This window comes from Paenibacillus ottowii (assembly GCF_006874425.1).
Classification (GTDB): Bacteria; Bacillota; Bacilli; order Paenibacillales; family Paenibacillaceae; genus Paenibacillus; species Paenibacillus ottowii.
In genome coordinates this window covers 79,025-95,546 of sequence record NZ_VIJZ01000007.1, presented here as the reverse complement: position 1 = coordinate 95,546, position 16,522 = coordinate 79,025, and the positions used below count along the sequence as shown (strand labels likewise).

Here is a 16,522-nt window from a genome sequence, read left to right as displayed (position 1 = left end):
TTAAAGCTGATCTTTACCCGTTTTGTTTCTTTCGTACGTCTCCACCAGTTTCTTTCTCAGTGAAATAGTACAGTAAAGCCAGCACAGGCAAAATGACTCCAATCAGAGCGCTGAAATTCCAACCACCCAACGCATAAGACCAACCACCTAATGATGATCCAATCGCTCCGCCTATGAAAAAGATAGACATGAATAATCCATTCAGACGCCCTCTCGCTTCACTTCCCAGGGAGTAAATGACACGCTGTCCAAGCACCAGGTTTCCCGATACAGCCATATCCAGTGTAATCGCTGAAATAAAGAGAAGGATGAGCGCAGCCGTCGAATGACTTTGGAAAATATAGATGACCAAAAAGGACAAGGCGGCTATGACCATAGCTAGCCCGGTTAAACCTTTGCTCCAGCCTTTATCAGCCAATCTTCCGGCAATCGGAGCTGCTATTGCGCCGCCTACACCTACTAAAGCAAACAGTGCAATCCCTTGCTGAGACATGCCGAAATCATCCGCCAAGCGTAGAGGAACAACCGTCCAAAACAGGCTGAAGGCACCAAATAAGCAGGCTTGATATAAGGCACGACGGCGCAATGCAGGCGTTTGTTTGAAAAGAGTACCTAGCGAGAGAATCAGTTTACTGTAAGATACCGTAGGTACAGGCTTGCGCTCTGGAAGAGCCCGCGAGAGAAGAATCGTCAACAATGTCAAAACGATGGCTGACATAATAAATATGGCTTGCCATCCCCAGATGCTGGTTATGAAGCTTGCCAATGGACGTGCAAACATAATGCCTAGCAGGAGCCCACTCATGACATTCCCGACAACCCGACCGCGCTGTTCTTCGGATGCTAAATAAGTAGCGTACGGTACCAATATTTGGGCTACTACAGATCCAACTCCAATGAACAAGGATGCGGTCAGGAACAACGTGGCATTGGGAGCGAAGGCAGCAACAAGCAATGCAAAGACTGTAATGATGAGCGATACGACCATGAGCCTTCGATTTTCAATAATGTCGCTAATCGGTACGATAAACAGCAGTCCTACAACATAACCGATTTGAGTTAAGGTGACAATGAAGCCCGCTGTTGTGGAAGAAAGGCCCAGTGCTACATGAATAGGCCCTACAAGGGTTTGAGCATAGTAAAGGTTGGCAACAATAAGGCCGCATGCGGCTGCCAACAGAAACATCATCCAATTTGAAATCCGATTACCTTCTACGGCTTGTTGTTTTCTTTGCATGATAATCCTCCTCAATAATTTAAATACTGAACGTATAGTTCGCTAATTCGATAATCAAATAATATACTGAACGTTTCGTTTTGTAAATAGGCAAATTCAAATTTTTATTTTTGTCTATTATTTGATATACTGAACGTACAGTTTGTATTTTGTGTTTTCCTATATCTATGTAAGAGGGTGAGCATTCCAGTGCAGAGTAAACGAGGACGTCCTCGTAATGTCGAGTCGCAAAAATCTATCCTTGCCGCCTCCTATGATCTACTGTTGGAGCAAGGCTTTGGAGCGGTAACGGTAGAAAAAATTGCTGAGCGAGCGAAAGTGAGCAAAGCCACCATTTATAAATGGTGGCCTAACAAAGCTGCCGTAGTCATGGATGGCTTCCTGTCAGCTACCATGGCAAGATTACCTGTACCCGACACAGGTCGTGTACTAGACGATATTCTCATTCATGCTACGAATTTAGTACGGTTCCTAACCAGTCGAGAAGGTAAAATCATTACGGAGTTAATTGGTGAAGGGCAACTTGATGCAGGGTTGTCAGAGGCATACCGAACCCGGTATTTTCATCCCCGGCGACTTGAAGCCCGGCATCTTATTGAGCGGGGAATTGAACGCGGGGAATTGAAGGAGCATCTCGATGTTGAATTATGTATCGATCTCATTTATGGACCGATTTTTTATCGTTTGCTGGTGACAGGTTATCCATTAGACGATGCCTATGTACGACAATTAGTCATGAATGCATTCGAAGGAATTGGCTTGGACTGAATGGCGAATGCTATATAGCGGGGCTGGCAGCCACCACAGAGTATTTTTTGTGAATGGCTGCTTTTTTCTTTTATCTTTTCTTTTACCTGCCGCGATTCTCAAGCTAACTCCTGATTGGCTTATTCGTCAGGGTCTATACTAATCTTTTGCAGCAGATCGATCAGAAGGTCCTCTTCCTCTTCGGATAAATTGTGGACAAGACCGGCATTGAGCTCGTCCAATATTTCTCGTAAGACAGGAGCGAACTCTAACGCCTTAGCCGTAGGAGATACAAGTTGAGAACGACGATCATTCGGGTCCGTTTTACGTTCAATGTAGCCTGATTCCTCTAATTGTTTTACAGAGCGGGCTGTGGTTGCCTTGTCAAATTTAAGTTCATTCGTCAGCTGCTCCTGTGTAATGCCCGGCCGCTGCAAAATAGTTTTTAAGAAACTGTGTTGTCCCCCACTGCCGATTCCGTAAGGAGCCAGTTTTTTGGACAGTATTTTTTGATTTCGACGGTACAGGTGGGAAATTAGCTTTCCAATCGGTTTTTTTCTCATCAAATTCACCTCATTGGCTTGAAAATGGCAATCCCCAGCTGGGACCAAAACAAAGTTTACAATACTATTGTTGCGTACGCAACTAATTTGCTGTACACTAGAACCGTTCATTTAGTTGCGCACGCAACTAAAGAAAGAGCTGCCAACGATAAAGAGGTGTTCATAATGAGTTCAACTGCTACAACTGCTGCAACCTATCAAGAAAATATCGAAGTTCAGAAGAAACGTTGGATGATTTTGATTGTTTTAAATCTGTTTACGTTTATGTCCACCCTGGATGGAAGCATCGTTAATATTGCTCTTCCTGTATTGTCCCGCACGTTACATTTACCTGTGGCACAGATTGAATGGGTAACAACCGCCTATCTAATGGCGATATGTACCGCTATTTTATTTTTTGGCAAGCTAGGGGATATGGTCGGTAAAATCAAAATATTCAAAATCGGTACGATCATATTCATTCTTGGCTCCCTATTGTGCGGTCTTAGCTCCTCACTCTCCCTATTGCTGATTTCCCGCATTATTCAGGCGATTGGCGCATCTATGACCATGGCGAACAGCCAAGGGATCGTAACAGATATCTTTCCGTCCACTGAACGGGGTAAAGCGCTTGGCCTCATCGGAACCTTCGTTTCTCTGGGCAGTATCGCCGGTCCAAGCTTGGGCGGTATTATTGTCTCCTCGTTGGGCTGGCAGTATATTTTCTGGGTCAATGTACCAATAGGCTTGGTCGCTGTCTTTCTTGGCTGGAAGCTTCTGCCGAAGGATCTGATCAAGGTGAAGGATAAAATTGACGTTCCCGGCAGCCTAGTGTTTGCTGTTTTTATTCTCACTTTGTTCGTCGGATTATTGCTAGGACAGCAAGTCGGGTATGGAGACGCACGTATTATTGCTTCGCTGGTGGTGGCGGTAGTTGCTTTTGCCACATTCATCCGATTGGAATTTCGTCGTCCACAGCCGCTGTTACAGCTCACATTGTTCAAAAATCCATTGTTTTCACTTAGTATTTTGTGTGCTTTTCTGGTGTTCGTCGCTAACTTCTGCTTTAACATCATTTCGCCTTTCTATGCACAGAATATGCTGAACTTGTCGCCTTTTTATGCCGGATTTTTGCTGATGCTGTTCCCCATCTCTATGGTTATCGTAGCCCCGCTCAGCGGTGCGCTGTCCGATAAAATCGGGTCTGAGCTGCTTACCTTCGCCGGGCTGGTCGTTATGGTCGTTGCCCAGATTGGATTAGCCCAGCTCCATGCAGGCAGCTCCATCCCGCTCGTCGGTCTGTGGATTGCCATGCTGGGTATTGGCAGTGGTTTATTCCAATCACCGAACAACTCGCTGATTATGTCCAAGGTCCCTCGTACACAGCTCGGCTCAGCCGGAAGTGTTAATTCGCTGGTGCGCAACGTCGGTATGGTTGTAGGGATCACGCTGGCCACATCCATTCTCTTTTATATTATGAGTAAAGAGGCTGGTTATCGGGTCACCGGATTGGTGCCAGGTCACCCTGAAATTTTCCTGTCAGGCATGCATGTAGTCTTTATGACATCTGCGTCCATCTGTCTTGTAGCGGCCTTGTTAACAGGCTGGAGGCTGATCGGGGCTAGACGGGCAAGAATGCAGCAAGAAAAGAGATAGGATTATCAGGAAGCCAAACAGGCTTTTGTAAACAGGATTACGTATTCTCTTACACTTCTACTAAGCGTCCGTTCTCTCTCCAGGATTGCAGAATTTTCTCAAGTACCCATTGATTCTTGTATCCGTCATCGAACAAGGGGGCTCGATCTACGAACTCCCCCCTTGCCAGTTTAATAAAGTCGCCATCGGCTGTATGATTATAGATTGCAGGAACAGCCCAAGTCTCGTATTCGGCATCTGGATGTTCCAGATCACGCAGCACGATACGAATACTTTCCGGATTATTAAGGCTGGCATGCAGCGTACCGAGCTCACCGTAAATATCCACTTCGATATCGTGACGCTTGCCGATGGCATTTTTGTGAGTGATAAAGGTACCCACGGTATTATCGCCAATGATGCCATGGAAGGCGGCGAGATCTTCCACGTCCACTTTTACAGGCAGGCCCGTGACCGGATCAGACCGCTCGGGTGTAATGATATGCAGCAGCGCCGCGACGCTTTTAAATTCACCAACGAGAAAACGGGCCAGATCAATAATGTGTGAGGCAGTATCCCCCACGACTCCGGAGCCGGCCTTGGCTAAATTATGTCGCCATGTATACGGATGCTGACGATACGGTGAAAATGCATCCATCAGATAGCGGAATTGAATATTGTATATTTTCCCCAGTTTGTGCTCTGCCAGCAGCTGCTTGGTATATTGGAAGGCCGCGCCGTAGCGATGCTTGTAGTGAACCAGCAAAGGAACTGGATTCGCGGTATACAGCCTTTCCAGCTGATCGGTTTCCTCCCATGTGAGGGTCAATGGCTTTTCTGCCAGTACTGCTTTGTGTTCTTCCAGCGCAATCCGAATAATGTCAAAATGCACATCATTGGGTGTCAGCGACAAAATCGCATCTACCCCTGGGTCACGGATCAGTGCTTCATAATGGGGATATCGCTTGGAAGCAGGCAGTTGCAGTTGTTCTCCGATGGCTTGAAGGCGGTTCACGTTGACATCACTAACGGCCACAATCGATACCCCTGACATACGGTTCAATGATCTGATGTGATATTCAGCGATCAGGCCCAAGCCGATGATACCCATCCGAATGGGGATGGTTGGGGAAGTAGAAGCACCCATATGTTCAGAACTCCCTTCTCTACAATTTGGTTTGATATGTGTAAAACATTCCTTTTTGCTATGCAGTATCACCCGTAGCTTTGTAGAATAGTCCCCACCAGAAGTGATTGCCGTAACTTTTACTTCTACAGACAGATACTAGACCGTGAATATAATTTCCCATAAAAAAAGAATCTGCAGCTCCGTTGTCCGGTTTTGCAGATCCTTTGTACCTCTTTCTTTATATCGACTACATCCTATCGACTACATCAAAAATGTACCTACGACAAAAGATACCCCAATGATGATCGAGCGCAGCAGCTGTGCCAGAGCCACATTGCCTTTGGCAATTTCTTCGCACACCTTGGTGCGCGGTGTCACCAGATCAAAAATAATATAGACCAGACACAACACTACAATGCCCACGGCCGACCAGGTCAGCATATCGAGCCATGAATGGCTGCTATACGACACCATGCCCACGATGATACACAGGCCTAGCAGCTTTGCACCCATGTAGATGCCTGCTGCTTCATTGCCACGTGCGATTTCCTGATTATCGTTATAACGTGTCAGCAAGCTGAACACAAAATAACCTACGATTAAAATGGCAAACAAGATAAGCAGGCCGATGCCTACATTGCCCAATGCGTTGCCCAAACTGAGATGAGAGTCCAATTTTTTTCCTCCTTATGATACTTGTGAATGAATAGGGACAGATAAGTCCAGCATGTTGTACATTTTGCAATTCAAATTATACAGCGGGCGGATTAGAAGGTTTGTTGGCAACGGCGGCCGCGCAATAGTAGGCCATATCACCTGTTACCTTCTCGCCGATTCGCGGCAGGACTCCCGCAAAACGTCCTCCGATCACGAATATGCCTGTCAGTACATAACCGTGAAATAACCCTTCCTCAGTCTGTACCTCTGCACTCTGCATGGGCCACAGCCGCTGATAAATCTTGGGCTGTCCCTCGTAATAAGCGGCAATATGTGCAGCTTCCTCCTGTTCAGGCGTCAGTGGAGCATCAGCTTGATGCAGCAGATCAGGCTGGTCAGCCTCCGCATTTTGGGCCACTCCCGAAACGCTTTTCAGTCTCTCCTCGGATTCAGGGTGTTCGATCAAGTGTGTCCCTTTTCCCTCTCGGCCCCATATGCCTTTGGCCACATAAGGCTCTTTAGTTTGCATAAACACAGATGGTTCAAAATATGTTGGTAGCAGGTAGGTTCGTATGACCTCCAGCTCCCGGTCGTCAAACAAACGAAAGCCACAGAACGCTGGTGTCTGCTCATTGCGCTCGTACAGCGACCATACGGTTGCGGTGAACCCTTTGCTCTGGGTAATGATATGCTGCGGTGGATTAATGAGTCCTATTTTCCCGTCTGCCACCATATCCATTAGCGCCTGCCCCACCTCAAGCCCTGTGTCTTCTTCCCGATCTTCAATCAGATATTCCAGCGGATACAGGCGATAGAGGATGTGAATCTGCTCTCCCCGGTGATACAATCCTTCATTTGGGATAATTTCCAGTTCTTCCAATGGCGCATAAACCACTTCAAACCCGGCTTGTTCACATAAACGCATAATATATTTGGTATTTGTCTGATCCTCGACATGCCAATCATAGCAAGTGAAATACACCTTTGTCCCTAAGCCCTTACGGCTATAAAAATGAATGAGCTCCGTCAAGGCAGACTGAATCGCCTCATCCATTCCAGAGGAAGGGCCATGTAGACTCATGTCAGTCTCTGACATTCCCTCACTACGCAGCGCTTCCAACAGCTTTCCTTCGAGATAAGCCACCTCTGGAATCCCGGTTGGAGTATCGGTGTTATTCTCAATGCATTTGATCCCCGCTTCCCCCACAATCCAGTCCTGACGGGTTATGCCATCTGGCGCGGCCTCCATCCGTGCAGCACGCAGCAAGCCCGGATGAATCCCCAATCGCTCCACCAGATATTCATCCGGCATATAGCGCTGGATGAATTGCTGGACCTTGCGATAAATACGATGTACCGCCTCGGAAGCAGCCTGAAGCTCTGCCAGCTCGCTGTCCCGATACACCGTTAAGGCGGGCACGCAATAGGACTTGCCGTACATGCGATGATACGGAATCATACGGCTGATTTCATCCTTAAAAAGCTCGTCATGTTCATAAGGTAATTGCCGAATTGTACGCATGCTCATCTTAACCCCCAGAAAAAAAGCCGCTGTGTGAGCCGCTGCTGCCAAAACCACTGTGTGAGCTGGAAGATGAGGACGAGCTTTTGCGATAAGAACTGGAAGAACGACTGCTATGATATGAGGAGCCTCCATTATAATAGGTCGATCCGCCATAATAATACCCGCTGCTGCCTGAATCCCGACAGGCCGTTTGCTCCGATACAGGGAGCTCGTCGCAGTCATAATACTCGTCGTCACCGCAACCCGTCAGAGCGGCCGGGACAGCCAGCATCAGGGCAAAGGCCGCCATCCGTGCACGAGAACCGGGCTTGGATTTCATGGCTTCCCAAGAATGCTCCATTACAGATCGACCTCCTTCACAAACAAATGCACCTTTTTCAACTGAGGGTCCAGCACCGAATAGATGAACTCGTATGTTTTGCCACCCAAGACCGTATAGTGATCCAATAGTCGTTGGGCCAGCTCCAAGGTAAATATCGAGCCTTCCCGCTGATCCGTACTGCGGAACGCAGGCTCATGCCATACCCAGTACAATGCACTGAATGTGGACGTGTAGCCTCCCTCACTAGCCAGCACGAGATCCGTGATCGATGCACCGTAAGGCTGTGCACGTTCCCCTGTAAATTCGGTCACATAGATGGAATGATCCGTATGCTCTTCACTTTCATTCGAGATATGCGCCCATAGTTTGTCATGGAGACGCGTAGCGTCTACAAGCTTGCGCAGGAACAGCTCATCTCCCGATACGGATTCCCGTGTCAGGCTACGCAGTTCCTCTTGAGTGTCTTCTGACCATTCGCGATACGTTAATGAATAATAAATGATGATTCCCTTCCCTTCCTGTACGCTTCTGTCATGAGGTTTGCTATAAATCCAAGCTTCTGCCGTCGTTCACTATACGCGATTCTACCTTGAAAAGGTTCAATTTGGAAGAAAAATAAGACAAAAAAGCCGCAATCCCCAGGATTACGGCTTGGTTGTAGCAATTACAGTTTAATATTGTTTTCGTCGAAATATTCCTCCAGTGTCAGCCCCTGCTTGGCTACATCCTCTGCAATGTCTACTCCCACATAACGGATATGCCAAGGCTCGTACACATAGCCGGTCACATCTTCTTTACCCTTCATATAACGAATAACAAATCCGTATTCCGGTGCATGTTCTTCCAGCCATTTGCCTTCCTTGGAGGCTCCAAAGGATTGCTCCAGCTCATTGCCTACGCTGGGGCTGGATACGTCAATGGATAATCCTGTCTGATGCTCGCTCGTCCCCGGTACGGCGCTGACCTTAGAGGCATATTCCTGCCCCTTTGTCTTTACATTGTTGTTGAAAATAGACACCTGACGCTTATAGGACCGGTATCCCGATACCGCACGCAGCTCAATGCCATCCTTTTTCGCACCGTCAAACAGTTTCTCCAGTGCCTCTGCCGCTTCCTTACGCAAATGCCGTTTCTCATGCGGCCCCTCGAAGGAAAAAGGCACCTGCGGCTCCACCAGGTCATCCGGGACATAGCCCACAGGCAAACTGCGCTTTTTGTTTACAACGACTGTATCGGAAGTCGCATTAGTGACAACCGCCGTTCCATCCTCTTCCTTAACTGTGGCTTGCAGTGCACTTTGACTTCGCAACGCCATCACGGAGTCAGCCTGTCCGCTTGCTGTACCCGCAGAGGCTTGTCCAGCGCTAGTGCTGGCATTTCCTGCGTCCGTCTGGGTGGAAGGTTGTACATTCTCCTGTGCCGCTGTGGATGACTTTAATGGCTCACTTTCCTGGCCACCTGATCCCCCTTGCTGGCAAGCAGCCAACAATAGCCCAGGCAAGATTAGCCCGGGAATGAGCGCTTTGGTCCATCGCTGAGATGTGCGCGTCTGTTGTATATGTCGTTTCATGCTGGTATCTCCTCCAATATTGCAATTGATACATGACTTGCAGTGACTTTTCCGTTCCCCCATTGTAACTGAACTTTGGACACTCTTCGAAGCTGTTATCCTATCCAATGAAGGTGAACAGACTCGAAAAAGAAAGCATATACCCGAATTATTACGGATTATGACGTTTTTGCGGAATTGCAGCCCGAGCTCGTTCGGCTACCCGTTCACGTATGAGTTTCAATGCTTCTTCGGCACGAGGTAATCCCGGCAGCAAGGACGTGATATCGGTTTCCTTTTTGGAAGCAAGTTTTTGCGGCAGACGGATCTCAATAGCATGAAAGCCTGCTCCGGGACGATGCAGTGCTCCTTCCGCTGCGGATTCTGCAATCCATTCGCTAATTGCTGCCGATCCACTGCGTCCGCCCTCCGGGCGTGAAGTAGACTCAAGCGCGGGCGATGTTCTCTGTATATGGGATAACTCTCCAGCCCAAGCACTAAACACGTACTCCAACAGCTCTTCCTGCGTCATTCCGATCAACGCTGGACAGTGTTGTGGCTCGTTTTCCAGCCCGGTCTGCAGAGCTTTCTTTACATCTTCGACTGTACCTATACCATCCTCGCTGGCGGAAATGGCTGCCTCAGCTGCTAGCTGAACAATCTCATCGAGCGACAGACAGGTTTTCCCTTGCAGAAAACGGTAGATGTCCAAGGGCTCCGCTTTTAGCTGCTCCAGCCATGCCTCTCGCTGCTCCAGACTTAGTACAGGTACTGGACCAGTCCATTGGACGGGATGTGCGAAAGGTACACCCGTCGATTCGTCTACCAGCCCGTTGCCGTCTAATTCCACGATCCATCGACCGTCAGTTACTTTCAGCTTCACTTGCGGTCTCGTCATCGCCTTCATCCTTTCTCTGCTCACTCGATCCATACGTCATTTTGCAGCGCAATCAGACCACGCAGTTCATCATCAGACATTTCGGTGAGCCAATGTTCCCCAGAGCCGACAACCTGCTCAGAGAGCGCCTTTTTGCTCTCAATCAGCTCGTCGATCCGCTCCTCCAGTGTCCCTTGGCAAATCAGCTTGTGCACTTGTACATTGCGGCTTTGACCGATACGGAACACCCGGTCTGTTGCCTGATTTTCGACCGCAGGATTCCACCAGCGGTCATAGTGAATGACATGGCTGGCACGCGTCAGGTTTAGACCCACGCCACCTGCACGCAGGGAAAGTACAAATATATTCGGTCCTTTTCCCTGCTGGAAATTGTGGACAATTTCGTCCCGTCTGGTTTTCGCCAGCCCTCCATGCAGGAAATACGGCTCCTCTCCCAAAATCTTAGCCAAACGGGATACCAACAATTCTCCCATCGACACATATTGGGTGAAAATCAGCGCCGATTCGTCGTTCTCGCGAATGGTTTCTACCAGCTCCAGCAATCGCTCCATTTTACCTGAATTTTCAGCTTTACTGCTGTCAGCACGGCCCGGGATGATCAACCCTGGATGGTCACAGATTTGCTTTAACTTGGTGAGTGAAGACAGAACAAGCCCTTTGCGGGCCATACCGACCTGCCCGTCCAGTGTGCCCAACAGTTGGTCTACCACGCCACGGTATAATCCGGCCTGCTCTGGTGTCAGTACACAATAGGACTTCAACTCAAGCTTCTCTGGCAGATCCTTGCGGATATCCGGGTCGCTTTTGAGCCGACGCAGCATGAACGGGGAGACGAGGCGATGAAGCTCACGCAACGCGGACCCTCGCTCCTCTCCTGCCAGACTGTACCGCTGGCGGAATGAAGATGCCGTACCGAGATACCCTGGATTCAAAAACTGAAAAATAGACCACAGCTCGCTTAACCGATTCTCTACCGGCGTCCCCGTCATGGCAATCCGATGTGGTGCAGACAGCTTCATGACGCTTTGTGCCTGCTTTGTGCGTGCATTTTTTATATATTGCGCCTCATCCAACACGATGGAAGACCAGTGGACCGCAGACAAATCACTGCCGTCCCGGCCCGCCAAATGATAGGTAGTGAGGACGATATCATACTCTCGTACACTTTCCTGAAACAGCTCGCCGTGAAGTCGCTGGTTGCCATGGTGAATATACAGCGATAAATCCGGCGAAAAACGCTTCAACTCCCGCTGCCAGTTGCCAAGCAAGGACGTCGGACAGATTATTAACGCCGGACGCTGATCATCTGCGCCGATGCCGCCATCGAGCAGGCAGGTAATAACCTGAATCGTCTTACCCAGACCCATGTCGTCCGCAAGACAGACACCAAAGCCCAATCCTCGCATCGCAGCCAGCCATTGAAAACCGCGCTCCTGATAGGGCCGTAGCGCACCATGCAGCGTTTCCGGCACAGGCCGCGGTTCTACGGAACGGAGCACTCCGCCCTCAGCCAAAGACGCGAGCAATCCGGCGGATTCCGCGCCAAAGATGGACAGGCCCTTCCACGAGGCCTCGCCTGCACTTTCATTTTCCGCAGCCAGATGCATCCATTCAGACAAGCTCATTTCACCGTTTTCTCCGCGCTTGATAAAACGCAGCACCTGGCGAATTTCCTTGGGATCTACCTCGATCCATTCGCCTCCGAGACGTACATATGGCAAATTGGCCGCGACGATGCTTTCCAGCTCCTCCATCGTCAGGATCGTATCCCCCAGCACAGCCTCGGCCTCAAACGAAATCATGCGGTTAATGCCAACGGACGATGTATCGGCAATCACCCCATCTGGCTTGGCCCCCTGCTCTGTCGAGCGCATTTTAAGTCGCAAGCCTGCACGTCTTCGCCCCTCCCGGCTCCAGCGTGAAGGCATCTGCACAGTGATACCGTTCTTTTGTAACGCCGGCACGGCTTCCGTCAGGAAGCGAAAGAACATCTCCGGCTCCATAGTCAGCCCCTCGGGATAAGGGCGATTCAATGCTTCCTGCATGATAGGTGCCGCTTCAGCCGCCTGTCCGAGCCTCGTCAGCAGTTGTGCCTGTACTTGACGGTATACAATTTCACCGCGAACCAGATCACGTTCAGGATACGCCCAGAGTGCCAGAGCAGGCAGTCGCAATCCAGGCTCAGCATCGCTTTCTGCCCAAAAGGTAATGCGCCATTCCTGGATGCTCTCTTCCAGAGAAGGCTCCAAACGAAGGCACAGACGCAATTGCCCTTCAATGGGCTCCCTGGCTTCCCGTTCCGTGACAGGCATCGTGCTCCCCTTAAGAGAGGACGCTTGAAGAACCAGCTCCTCCATCTCAGCGGGCGTTCCCTGTATCGCAACCTGGCGCGAGCCTGTCAACAGACTGTTCCACCACAGCTCCGCCAGTGGCGATCCTCCGCGCCGATACTCTGCCCGATATCGTCCCAGCTCACGATCTGACGCTGTCAGCACTGCGGTCGTTTCGGCATGGACGACCGCACACAAGAAGGAATACAGCACCATTCCAGCTGCATCCTCACGTGTTTCTGGCTCCTTGCCCGCAAAAACGGCCGGAGCTGCCATACAAACAGCTGGCATTGCAGCTGCCAGCTCATGAAAGCGGCGGATGTCCTCCTCTTCGCGAAGCCGAGGAACCCACACCCCTACCGCCGCATCTGGACCGCGGCGGCGCGGTCCGGACGGACGCGCCTCTGTAAGCGATGGCGCAATTTCGCCCCGCTGCATTAGTTCCAGTGCAAAATAGGCAGCCTTTTGCCAATATTGCATTTCCTCGCCGAGCGTAATGCCCGATGCCGCACAGCCCTTCTCGTCCATGCGGGTCAGCAGAGCCATCGTCTCGCGAGGTTCCAGTGCCAGACCCTCCAGCGTACGCCCCAGCATGGAGCGTCTCTTGCCGCCTCTGCCCGCGGTTTCCACGCGAGCATTGTTAGGTATCCGCACCTCGGCAAGACGCAACGCAGCCTGCCGAAACGGTCGAAGGTCTCCCTTTAGCGTCAGCCTGCGGATCACACTGCTCCACGCATCAATACGTGGTTCCGACGTCTCACCAGAAAAGCAAAAAAACACATCACCGAGCCATATTCCATAAAGCGGTTGATTCATATCTGTCTCCCGTCCAGCCTTTTGAATTATTACTCTTCATCATATACGAAAACGGGCTCTTTTCAAAACTTTATCACAAAAATAATTGGAAAGTCATATGTTAATAACCTTAAATATTCATGTGATTAACTATAAATAGAGGAACCGAAATATATGGAAATGCGATGGACACTCCCTCCTATTCTTCGTCATCCTCTAAATAAGGATTCAGACTGTCTTGCAGCAATTCCCTGACCAGTGTACGCAGTTCTTTCGGATATACGACCTCGGCCTCAGGCCCGTATTTTAGCAAAAGTCTGGATACATACCTAAACTCTTCAACAGGGATATGTCCCTGCCATTCTTGACCTAGCCCTTCCTGATGGGAGACATTGTGGAAGAGGGCGTCTGATTCGGCCAGCCTGGCACCCAAGGCGGTAAATCTTATTTTCGACGGGATCCCAACACGGGAATCTTCTGAAGCCAACCACTCTTGAAGGGTAGGAAGGCTATCCAGAGTTTCATCTAGCATGGTTATGTTAATCACCCGATCTGAACGGTACAGAATAATGCGGTCTCTACTATGCGCTGGCATATACCAATAGCCGTGATCAAAGTAAAGCCCAATCGGATATACCTGGGTCCACTTTGCCCCGGAAGCAGAGCGGTAGTGCATGTTCACCCTGCGCTTATTCAGCGCAGCCTCCAAAATGGGCGAAGTGTGGGGTGCGTCTACGTGAGTGGGCATCATGCGAAAAGAAATGTAATCCTTTAGCTGGTTAATGTTGCCCTGTACATCCTGAGGAAGCTCGGCATAATAATGCTCGGACAAATGTCTACGAACCGATCCAAAAGGGATATCCGGGATATTTTCCAGCAGTTGCAGCATGAGAAAAAGACCCAGAGCTTCGTCGCGCGCAAGATGAAGGGGAGGAAGGAGCCGATTGGGAAGTGCCCGGTATCCGCCATGAGGGCCCGTCTCGGTATACAGGGGCAACCCGGTTTGCTGCAGATAATCGAGATCTCTTTGTATCGTTCTGATGGAAACGCCAAAACGTTCGGCCAACTCACGCGCCGTATATTTTTTTCGGGAATCCAGTATCCTCATAAGAGCAATTCTGCGTTCGTTCATAGGATGCTCCTCTAATAAAAATAAAGTTTAAACAATGATTTAACTACGACAAAGTATGTCATAAATAGATTGTAACATAGAGATAGAAAGGAGTGATGAATCAATGAAGGATTTGAAATCTAATGAAGTGGTGTTGTATATCGCCATGAGTCTCGACGGGTATATCGCATTGCCGGATGGCTCGGTGGACTGGCTGTTTGATGTCAAAGGGGATGGTGGCGACAATGGATATGCCGACTTTTACGACACTGTAGGCACGGTACTGATGGGCAGGCTGACGTATGAAGAAGTATTAAAGCTATCGGCTGACTTTCCTTATGCCGGAAAGCCGTGTTATGTACTCACCCGGTCAATGACGGAGCAACAGCAGGCACCCCATGTTACATTTACGGACGAAGCTCTGTCTGAACTGGTTCCACGTCTACAAAAACAATCCGAGGGTTTGGTATGGTTAGTAGGTGGAGGCCAGCTAGTTCAGGCTTTCATGCAGGCTGGACTGCTAGAAAAGGCGATCATTGCGATTATTCCCAAAGTGCTTGGACAAGGAATCCCCTTATTTCCAGAAGGAACACTGCCAAGCACATTTGAACTCCAGGAAATAGAACGCCGCGGGGATATTGTTCTACTTCATTATCATTTATAGTTATGTTTGCCGAAAAGCCTTCGTATGCTCAGGACCATGTATCTCCCTGACATGCGAAGGCTCTTCTGTGTATTTCATTTCATTATTTGGTCTTTAAATTATCCCATGTTCTCTGGAAGTCCTCGAACAGCTTCCCGGCATCCGATTTACCTGCCACATAGGCCTGCATCTCACTTCCGAATTCCTGCTGTGCTCCTTCAGGATAGCGGCTGAAGAACCAGCCCAGCAGTTTATTTTCCTGGCTGTATTTCACGACTTCGGCACCCAATTGACCCATATCAGCCTCGTCGCCCTTGATGCTCTTGAACGCTGGAATGAACTTAAATTCCTTAGTGATGTACTTTTTCCCTTGCTCGGATGTCACCATCCAGTTTAAGAACTCTTTCGCCTCGGCTTTGACAGACGAATTTTTATTAACTACCCAGTTATTGGCTACCCCTACAAACAGCTTATCTCCCGCTGCTGGATCTTCACCAATCGGCATAGGCAAAATACCCAAATTCAACTTCGGATTAATTCCGTCAATTTGGACTTGAGTCCAGTTCCCTTGCTGCATCATGGCAGCCTTGCCAGTGGCAAAATTCGTTACCTGCGTATTGTAATCGGTCGTGAGCGGCTTCGCATTGCCATACTTGAGCGTCAGATCAAGCAGCTTAATCCACTCGGCGAATACAGCATTGCCCGGAATTTTGGCTGTTCCATCATTCAGTCCCTTGACGAAGCCGGACGGATCTGGCTGATTAGCAAATGCCACGTTCAGCAAATGATTGCCCAGCACCCAAAACTCCTGGTATCCATTGGAAAAAGGTGTGATCCCTGCAGCTTGCAGCTTTTGCGCAGCAGCCTCCAGCTCGGACAGCGTTTTAGGAGGCTCGGTGATTCCAGCCTTTTTGAACAAGTCCTTGTTGTAAATAAAGCCGTACCCCTCCAGATTCATCGGCTGACCATATAGCTTGCCATCCTTGGTCATCGGTTCTTTAGCGACATCGACCACATCACCGACCCAAGGCTGATCGGACAGGTCTTCCAAATATTCCAGCCACGTATCCAGCTCACGATAACCGCCGACGTTAAAAACATCCGGCTGTTCGCCAGAGGCAAACTTGGCCTTCAACGCTGCCCCATAGTCACTGCCTCCGCCTACAGTCTGAATGTCGAGCTTGATTCCCGGGTGAGTCGCTTCATATTCTCCTTTCATGCGATTTAGCGCTTCTGCAATTTCTACCTTGAACTGAAAAATGTGAATGGTTTTTTCCTTTACTTCCTCATTGCTTGCTTTTTGTCCACCACTGCTGTTACACCCCGCCAAAACCAGAGCAAAGGCTGCAAAAAGCAAAATTAGTGCTTGGGCTTTCTTTTTAAAAGTATGCGTTTTCATTTT

At 49.3% G+C, this 16,522-nt stretch carries 15 protein-coding genes; 3 read left to right on the top strand and 12 right to left on the bottom strand.

Going from position 1 to position 16,522, the window contains the following annotated elements; translation table 11 throughout:
* Nucleotides 1-13 precede the first annotated feature (13 nt).
* Entirely contained in the window at nucleotides 14-1,237 is a 1,224-nt protein-coding gene (locus FKV70_RS16965; RefSeq protein ID WP_142613577.1) for an MFS transporter, read from the bottom strand.
* Between the two features lie 189 nt (nucleotides 1,238-1,426).
* On the opposite strand from FKV70_RS16965, the gene FKV70_RS16960 reads away from it, so the two are divergent.
* Nucleotides 1,427-2,005, top strand: coding sequence for a TetR/AcrR family transcriptional regulator (locus tag FKV70_RS16960; protein WP_063211870.1), 579 nt, complete (start codon nucleotides 1,427-1,429; stop codon nucleotides 2,003-2,005).
* A gap of 119 nt (nucleotides 2,006-2,124) precedes the next feature.
* On the opposite strand, the gene FKV70_RS16955 is transcribed toward FKV70_RS16960, so the two are convergent.
* The gene (locus FKV70_RS16955) at nucleotides 2,125-2,547 is read right to left on the bottom strand and encodes a MarR family winged helix-turn-helix transcriptional regulator (RefSeq protein ID WP_142613576.1); all 423 of its coding nucleotides are present in this window, start codon (nucleotides 2,545-2,547) and stop codon (nucleotides 2,125-2,127) included.
* Nucleotides 2,548-2,712: 165 nt separating this feature from the next.
* Between FKV70_RS16955 and FKV70_RS16950 the strand changes: the two genes are divergently transcribed.
* Nucleotides 2,713-4,182: an MFS transporter gene (locus FKV70_RS16950; RefSeq protein ID WP_063211874.1), complete on the top strand. Its 1,470-nt coding sequence runs from the start codon at nucleotides 2,713-2,715 to the stop codon at nucleotides 4,180-4,182.
* Nucleotides 4,183-4,231: 49 nt separating this feature from the next.
* On the opposite strand, the gene FKV70_RS16945 is transcribed toward FKV70_RS16950, so the two are convergent.
* From FKV70_RS16945 to FKV70_RS16905, 9 genes are all read right to left on the bottom strand, one after another.
* Nucleotides 4,232-5,308, bottom strand: a complete 1,077-nt coding sequence (locus FKV70_RS16945) for a Gfo/Idh/MocA family protein (protein ID WP_142613575.1) — start codon at nucleotides 5,306-5,308, stop codon at nucleotides 4,232-4,234.
* A gap of 243 nt (nucleotides 5,309-5,551) precedes the next feature.
* Nucleotides 5,552-5,965: a DUF350 domain-containing protein gene (locus FKV70_RS16940; protein WP_063211878.1), complete on the bottom strand. Its 414-nt coding sequence runs from the start codon at nucleotides 5,963-5,965 to the stop codon at nucleotides 5,552-5,554.
* 76 nt (nucleotides 5,966-6,041) lie between these two features.
* Nucleotides 6,042-7,475 (bottom strand): glutathionylspermidine synthase family protein, encoded by a 1,434-nt coding sequence (locus FKV70_RS16935; RefSeq protein WP_142613574.1) that lies wholly within the window; start codon nucleotides 7,473-7,475, stop codon nucleotides 6,042-6,044.
* A gap of 1 nt (nucleotide 7,476) precedes the next feature.
* Nucleotides 7,477-7,812, bottom strand: coding sequence for a hypothetical protein (locus FKV70_RS16930; RefSeq protein WP_063211882.1), 336 nt, complete (start codon nucleotides 7,810-7,812; stop codon nucleotides 7,477-7,479).
* Nucleotides 7,812-8,105, bottom strand: a complete 294-nt coding sequence (locus FKV70_RS16925) for a hypothetical protein (RefSeq protein WP_244310769.1) — start codon at nucleotides 8,103-8,105, stop codon at nucleotides 7,812-7,814. Before FKV70_RS16925 ends, FKV70_RS16930 begins: the two co-directional genes overlap by 1 nt.
* A gap of 353 nt (nucleotides 8,106-8,458) precedes the next feature.
* The gene (locus tag FKV70_RS16920; RefSeq protein WP_142613573.1) at nucleotides 8,459-9,364 is read right to left on the bottom strand and encodes a M15 family metallopeptidase; all 906 of its coding nucleotides are present in this window, start codon (nucleotides 9,362-9,364) and stop codon (nucleotides 8,459-8,461) included.
* Nucleotides 9,365-9,515: 151 nt separating this feature from the next.
* Nucleotides 9,516-10,241 (bottom strand): phosphoribosylglycinamide synthetase, encoded by a 726-nt coding sequence (locus tag FKV70_RS16915; RefSeq protein ID WP_142613572.1) that lies wholly within the window; start codon nucleotides 10,239-10,241, stop codon nucleotides 9,516-9,518.
* 20 nt (nucleotides 10,242-10,261) lie between these two features.
* Nucleotides 10,262-13,387 (bottom strand): DEAD/DEAH box helicase, encoded by a 3,126-nt coding sequence (locus tag FKV70_RS16910; protein ID WP_142613571.1) that lies wholly within the window; start codon nucleotides 13,385-13,387, stop codon nucleotides 10,262-10,264.
* 178 nt (nucleotides 13,388-13,565) lie between these two features.
* Nucleotides 13,566-14,498 carry a helix-turn-helix transcriptional regulator gene (locus tag FKV70_RS16905; RefSeq protein WP_142613570.1) on the bottom strand — a complete coding sequence of 311 codons (933 nt, stop codon included), beginning with the start codon at nucleotides 14,496-14,498 and terminating at the stop codon, nucleotides 13,566-13,568.
* A 103-nt stretch (nucleotides 14,499-14,601) separates the two neighbouring features.
* Here FKV70_RS16905 and FKV70_RS16900 point away from each other — a divergent pair, with 103 nt between their 5' ends.
* The gene (locus tag FKV70_RS16900) at nucleotides 14,602-15,141 is read left to right on the top strand and encodes a dihydrofolate reductase family protein (RefSeq protein WP_142613569.1); all 540 of its coding nucleotides are present in this window, start codon (nucleotides 14,602-14,604) and stop codon (nucleotides 15,139-15,141) included.
* Nucleotides 15,142-15,223: 82 nt separating this feature from the next.
* On the opposite strand, the gene FKV70_RS16895 is transcribed toward FKV70_RS16900, so the two are convergent.
* Entirely contained in the window at nucleotides 15,224-16,519 is a 1,296-nt protein-coding gene (locus FKV70_RS16895; RefSeq protein ID WP_142613568.1) for an ABC transporter substrate-binding protein, read from the bottom strand.
* Between the last annotated feature and the right edge of the window lie 3 nt (nucleotides 16,520-16,522).